This is a genomic window from Actinomyces polynesiensis (assembly GCF_000820725.1).
GTDB lineage: Bacteria > Actinomycetota > Actinomycetes > Actinomycetales > Actinomycetaceae > Pauljensenia > Pauljensenia polynesiensis.
On the sequence record NZ_CCXH01000279.1, the window covers coordinates 1 to 6007 of the forward strand.

The window sequence follows — 6007 nt, forward strand, 5'->3', positions numbered from 1 at the left end:
CCCCGCGCCTCCCTGGGGTGCCCTCCGCGGATCCCGCGGCCACCGACGCCGCGGGCGAACCCTGAGCGGGCAGCGCGGTGTGTCCTCCACTAGCGTGACCCCATGACTCCGCGGCTCACGGCGACACAGGCACGACGCCTCCGGCTCCGCTCGCAGATGGTCGGCGGCTCCGACCTCACGCCCACCGAGGTCGTCGACCGAGCCGTCGCCCTCCAGGGTCAGAACCTCGGTGCGGTCCTGCGGGCCATCGCGATCCGCTCCGGACCGGGCACCACGGTGGCGGACGTGCGCGCCGCCTTCGACCGCGGCGAACTGGTGCGGTCCTGGCCCATGCGCGGCACGCTCTTCGCCACCACCCCCACCCACCTCGCGACACTCCTGCACTTCACCGGCCCCCGCATCCACCGCGCCACGACCCGGCGCCGCACCGCGCTCGGACTCGAGGACGCCACCGTCGAGCGAGCCTGGGAGGTGCTCGGGGAGGCACTCTCCGAGCGGCCCCTCGCCCGGGCCGAGGCGCTCGAGCTGTGGGAGTCCGCCGGCATCGCCACGGGTGGGGGTCCGGGCTACCACCTCCTCATGCACCTCGCGGTGGCGGGGCGCATCCACTGGGGTCCCTTCGACCCCTCCGGCACGGCGCAGCTGCTCACCCTCTCCCCCGGGCACCCCGCGGCAGCCCCCTCACCCCAGGGACAGGACCCGGAGGATGCACTGGTGCAGGTGGTCCGCGGCTACGTGCTGGCCCGCGGCCCCGTCACCGAGGCGGACCTCGCGTGGTGGACCAAGCTGCCCAGGACCACGCTGCGGCAGGCCCTTGCCCGGGTGGAGGGCCTCGAGGAGGTGCTCGTCGAGGGCGTGCCCGCCCTCGTCGTGGCCCCCGAGCAGCAGGGGGACGGACCCGACCCCGCGGCACCGGGCCCCACGGGGCTGCGTCCGGACGGGGTGAGGCTGCTCCCGGCCTTCGACGAGTGGATCCTCGGGTACGCCGACCGGTCCCTGGTCGCCTCGCCCGACATGCTGCGTGCGCTGATGCCCGGCAGCAACGGGGTCTTCCGCCCGACGGTGCTCGTGGACGGACGCGTCGTGGGGACCTGGGGGATGCGTCCCGGTCGGGCGGGTCGACCCGCCACCGCCGAGGTCGAGCTGGTGGAGGAGGTCCCGGCCCGCACGAGGAGTGCCGTCCACCGCGCCGCCGCGGCGTGGTCCCTGGACTGAGGCTCCCCGTCGGGGCCGTCAGCGTTGGCGGCCACCATCAGCCGACACCCGGGCCGACCGGGTTCAGGGGCGCTTGAAGCCCGAGAGCTCCTGCCTGGTGTCGAGGTCCTCGAGCTCCTCGAACAGGGTGAGCTGGAGTCCGGCGGGCCCCTGCAGGCGCGAGTTGAGGGACCTCCACGGGGTCTCGCGCGGTTCCGCGACCAGCTCGGCCCCGCCCTCCACGAGACGCCTGGTCATGTGCTCGCCGTCAGTCACCTCGAAGGCGACACGCAGACGCGCACTGGGGCGTCCCTCGGCCTCGACGGCGTCGATCATCCTCACCTGCGCCGGGTTGGCGATCTCGAGGGTGGCCCGACCGGCCTCGAGGATCGTGACCCGCGCGTCGCCGTCCGCCTCGAAGGCCGCGTGCTCGGGCAGGCCGAGCACGTCGCGGTAGAACGCGACGGCCGCCCCGTAGTCCTCGGCCTCGACGACGAGGCGGAGCTGGAGGACGGGAGGGGTCGGGCTTCCATGGGGTACGTCGTTGTCCATCCCCCCAGCCCAGGGACGGCCCCGCGCGAGCGCCCGTCGCGACCAGAGGCGCGCGGAGCGGCGTCCCTCCCCTCACCCCGCGCGCACCCTCCCGGCACGTCGAGCGACCTGCTCCGGGTCACCATCCGAGCAGGTGGGCAGGATCACGTGGTCTTGCACGGGTCCTGACAGGTTCGGTACGGTCGACGGGTCGCTCACGAGCGGTGCCGGACGGGCGCCGTGGCGACACGCCGGGCCCGACGGGCCCGGTGCAGCGCACAGTCGGACCGCGCCGCCCTCGTCGATCCCCTCCCGGATCCGAGCGCACCTCCCACACCGGTCCCCGCACGCGCGAACCCCGGACGCCGCTCCGGGGGTCGCCCTTCCGCGAGGCGCCCAGCCCCGCGGGGGCACACTGCGCGCCTGCCCCGAGGAGCCCATGAGCACACGTGCCCATCAGTCCGACACATCCACGACCACTCCCGCGCCCCACCGGCGCCGCCACTCCCGGTCACCACGCAGGCTGGAGGTCTCCGACGTCACCGTCGTCGACCAGCCCCTGATGCGCCGCGCCGTCACCGGCACCGTGGTCGGGAACACCATGGAGTGGTACGACGTCGGCGTCTACGGATACCTGGCCGTCGTCATGGGCCAGGTGTTCCTGCCCACCGCGGAGTCCTCCGTCCAGGTGCTCTTCTCCCTGGGGGTCTTCGCCTCCACCTACCTGGCCCGACCCATCGGCGGCATCGTCCTGGGGCGCCTCGGCGACAGGATCGGACGCCAGAAGGTGCTCGCGGCGACCCTGATGCTCATGGCCGCCTCCACCTTCGCGATCGGCCTGCTGCCGACCCACGCGACCATCGGCGCCCTCGCCCCGGTCCTCCTGGTGGTCCTCAAGCTGCTCCAGGGCTTCTCCACGGGTGGCGAGTACGCGGGTGCGACGACCTTCGTCAGCGAGTACGCACCGGACCGCAGGCGCGGCTTCTTCGCCTCCATCCTGGACACGGGCTCCTACATGGGCTTCGCCCTGGGTGCCGCAGTGGTCTCCGCGCTCCAGCTGACGCTGGGTCAGCAGGCGATCCTCGACGGTGCCTGGCGCATCCCCTTCCTGGTGGCGGGTCCGCTCGGCGCCGTGGCCATCCACTTCCGGATGAAGATCGAGGAGAGCCCCGCCTTCCAGGCCCAGTTGGACGCCCAGGAGGCCGCCGGCAGTGACCGTCCCGCCGACGCACCCTCGAGCACCCCGGACCTGGTGCGCACTCACTGGCGTCCCATCGTCATCGCCATCATGCTCGTCGCGGCCGCCAACACCTCGGCCTACGCACTGACCAGCTACATGCCGACCTACCTCACCGACACCCTGGGCTACGACCCCGTCCACGGGACCCTCCTGACGATCCCGGTGCTCGTGGTGATGTCCCTGTGCATCCCGCTGACCGGGCGCCTCTCCGACCGCATCGGTCGCCGCCCGGTGCTGTGGTTGGGCTCGGCCACGGCCGTGGTGCTCTCCGTGCCGGCCTTCCTCCTGCTGGCCCACGGAGCCGTGTGGTCCACCCTGCTGGGCCTGTCGCTGATCGCGGTGCCCGTGACCCTCTACGTCTCGAACCTCGCCTCCGCCCTGCCCGCCCTGTTCCCGACCTCCGCCCGTTACGGCGGGATGGGCGTCTCCTACAACGTGGCGGTGGCCGTCTTCGGCGGCACCTCTCCCCTGATCATCGAGTCCATCCTCCAGGCCACCGGGAACCAGCTCTCCCCCGCCTTCTACATCATGGGGATGTCCCTCGTCGGCGCCCTGGGCGTGTGGTTCATGAGCGAGTCGGCCCGCCGCCCCCTGCCGGGGTCCATGCCGTCGGTGGCCACACATGCCGAGGCCCGCGAGCTCGTGGCCGGGCAGGACGACAATCCCCACCTGGACGTCCCGCACCTGCCCTTCGAGGCCCTGGACGCACCCGACGCGGGCCGTGCCCCCGGAAGCGGTCCGGAGACCGGCCTCCCGACGGGGGCCGGTCGGGTGGGCGCCTCGCGCTGAACCTGCGCCCCGCCCTCCGCACCGACGAGGGCGGGGCCACGTCGTCACCACACCAGGAGCGTCAGCAGCCCTCTCCCGATCACTCCCAGGAGCACCGACCACGTGAGGGACGCCAGGGTCCCCACCACGAAGCGCTCCGAGGCGGCGGGGGTGGAGAGCTCCCGGAAGCGTCCCAGACCCTTGACCGCGACGATCGCCGCGAGGATCGTGTACTCGCCCAGGAGCACGGCACCCGTCGCGGCGAAACGCTCCAACAGGCCGATCCACAGGCCGCCGCGCAGCCCGTGGGCGGCGTCGGGTGGCGTCGTGTCGGGCGAGGTCGGGTCCGGGGATGCAGCGTCGGGTGGGGTCCTGCCGGGAGGAGTCGCGTGGGGCGGAGCTGCACCGGCCGCCTCCTCAGGTCTGCCTGTGCCGGCCACGGGCTCCCCCGACGCGTCCCCGCCGGGCACGTGCTCCCCGGCTGCGGCCCCGTCGACCTCGCGGGTTGCCGAGGCCCTGCTGCGCGAGAGGATGGCGAGCACGAGCGGCCAGCCGGACAGCGCGCTGACCACCATGACGGCCAGCCCGACCAGGACCTGGAGGATCTGGTGCGTCATGACTCCCCCTCCCGCCCTCGTCCACCCGCGGGCTCGGGCGTCCCTGCCGCCGGTGTCCCTCCAGCCCCCGTCCCCGCCCCGTCCAGCAACCGCGCCGCCAGGGGCAGTGCCTCCACCTCCAGCTGCCAGGAGGCCGTCCGGAGACGTTGGCTCAGTGCTTGCTGCGTGATGTCGAGCCTTGCGGCGACCTCCCGCAGGGGCAGGCGTGGGCCGTCCTCGTCCCGTGTGGCCTCGACCGCGTCGACGGCGTCCCACCCGGCGGCGGTGCGACGGGTCCACACCGAGGCGAGGAGCCGGAGGACCACGTCCGCGTCACCGACCCGGTCCGGTGTCGTGCCCGCACCCAGCACCCGCAGCGACGGGGTCAGGGACTTGGCCTCCTCGACGGCCTCGCGGGCTTCGATGAAGGCTTCTCCGCGCGCCTCCCGGGTGCTCCCCGGGAGTGGCAGCTCGACTGGGCCGATGCCGATCCCGACGTGCCAGTCCTGGTTGCGCAGGAGGCACCGGCAGGCCTCGACCACATCGCTGCCGGTGGCGAGGAGCGCCTGGATCTCGTCCCCGACCGTGCGTTCGAAGGGCAGCACCGGCCCGGGGACGGCCCGTCCGAGGGCGCGCAGGGCCTCCGGCACCAGGTCACGACCGTGCCTGGAGCGGCGCTGGTCCACAGTGATCGCGAACATGTCACAAGCCTAGAACCTTGATTTCTCATAATCAAGGCCTGAACCTTGTCCAGCGTCGGGCGGACGCGGCGTTGCCCCGGCCGCCGCGCGGCGCTGGAGGCACCCGGGTGCCGTTCTGGTCCCCGTCCCCTGCCCCGGGGGAGAACTCTGTAACGTCTCCCCCATGTCCGAAGGAACACAGCCCTCTCCGACCCCGGCCCGGGGGACTCTCTCGGCAGTCGGTCCGACGACCCCGGGCGACCAGGTCATCCACATGGACCACGTCGACTTCGCGCGTGGGACCCGTGAGATCCTCACCGATGTCACCCTCACGGTGCGCCGCGGGGAGCACTGGGCACTCATCGGGCCCAACGGTGCGGGCAAGAGCACGATCCTCAGCATGTGCGGCGCCGAGGCCCATCCCTCGCACGGGACCGTCGACGTCCTGGGACACCGGCTGGGGCGGGTCGAGATCCGCAAGCTGCGCGAGTCGATCGGGCACGTCAACCCCCGCCACCCGCTGAGGTCCGCCCTCACGGTGCGTCAGATCATCCTCAGCGGCGCCACCGGCACCGTGGACCTGATGAACCGGTGGACCCCCGACGGGGCACTCCTGGAACGCGCAGACAGGTTGATGGCCGAGCTCGGTCTGGACTCCCTCGAGGGCGCCCGCTGGCCCACGATGTCCCAGGGGGAACGGGGGCGCACCCTCATCGCACGCGCCCTGCTCACGGATCCCCCGCTGCTGCTGCTCGACGAGCCCACGACCGGTCTCGACGTCGCCGCACGGGAGCAGTTCCTCGCCACGGTCGACCACCTGCACCGCGGCGATCCGACGCTGACGACGGTGCTGGTCACCCACCACCTCGAGGAACTGCCCGAGACCACGAGCCACGTGGCCCTCATCAAGGACGGCCGCGTGCTCGCATCGGGGCCGGCCACGCAGGTCCTCACCACGGGTCTGGTCACCGAGTGCTTCGACTTCCCGATCCTCGTCA

6 protein-coding genes are annotated in these 6007 nt (G+C 73.0%); 3 read left to right on the top strand and 3 right to left on the bottom strand.

The window, feature by feature from the left end:
- Positions 1 to 102: 102 nt before the first annotated feature.
- The gene (locus tag TA90_RS11590; protein ID WP_082031671.1) at positions 103 to 1215 is read left to right on the top strand and encodes a winged helix DNA-binding domain-containing protein; all 1113 of its coding nucleotides are present in this window, start codon (positions 103 to 105) and stop codon (positions 1213 to 1215) included.
- Between the two features lie 63 nt (positions 1216 to 1278).
- On the opposite strand, the gene TA90_RS11595 is transcribed toward TA90_RS11590, so the two are convergent.
- Positions 1279 to 1746, bottom strand: a complete 468-nt coding sequence (locus TA90_RS11595; RefSeq protein ID WP_043536658.1) for a VOC family protein — start codon at positions 1744 to 1746, stop codon at positions 1279 to 1281.
- Positions 1747 to 2164: 418 nt separating this feature from the next.
- Between TA90_RS11595 and TA90_RS11600 the strand changes: the two genes are divergently transcribed.
- On the top strand, positions 2165 to 3754 hold the full coding sequence (locus TA90_RS11600) for an MFS transporter (RefSeq protein WP_074015393.1): 1590 nt from the start codon (positions 2165 to 2167) through the stop codon (positions 3752 to 3754).
- Positions 3755 to 3798: 44 nt separating this feature from the next.
- On the opposite strand, the gene TA90_RS11605 is transcribed toward TA90_RS11600, so the two are convergent.
- Both TA90_RS11605 and TA90_RS11610 read right to left on the bottom strand, forming a co-directional pair.
- Positions 3799 to 4350, bottom strand: a complete 552-nt coding sequence (locus TA90_RS11605; protein ID WP_052450824.1) for a hypothetical protein — start codon at positions 4348 to 4350, stop codon at positions 3799 to 3801.
- Positions 4347 to 5030 carry a hypothetical protein gene (locus tag TA90_RS11610; RefSeq protein ID WP_074015394.1) on the bottom strand — a complete coding sequence of 228 codons (684 nt, stop codon included), beginning with the start codon at positions 5028 to 5030 and terminating at the stop codon, positions 4347 to 4349. The genes TA90_RS11605 and TA90_RS11610 overlap by 4 nt, the downstream gene beginning before the upstream one ends.
- Positions 5031 to 5193: 163 nt before the next feature.
- Between TA90_RS11610 and TA90_RS11615 the strand changes: the two genes are divergently transcribed.
- A partial coding sequence (locus tag TA90_RS11615; protein ID WP_082031672.1) for an ABC transporter ATP-binding protein occupies positions 5194 to 6007 on the top strand: 814 nt, incomplete at its 3' end.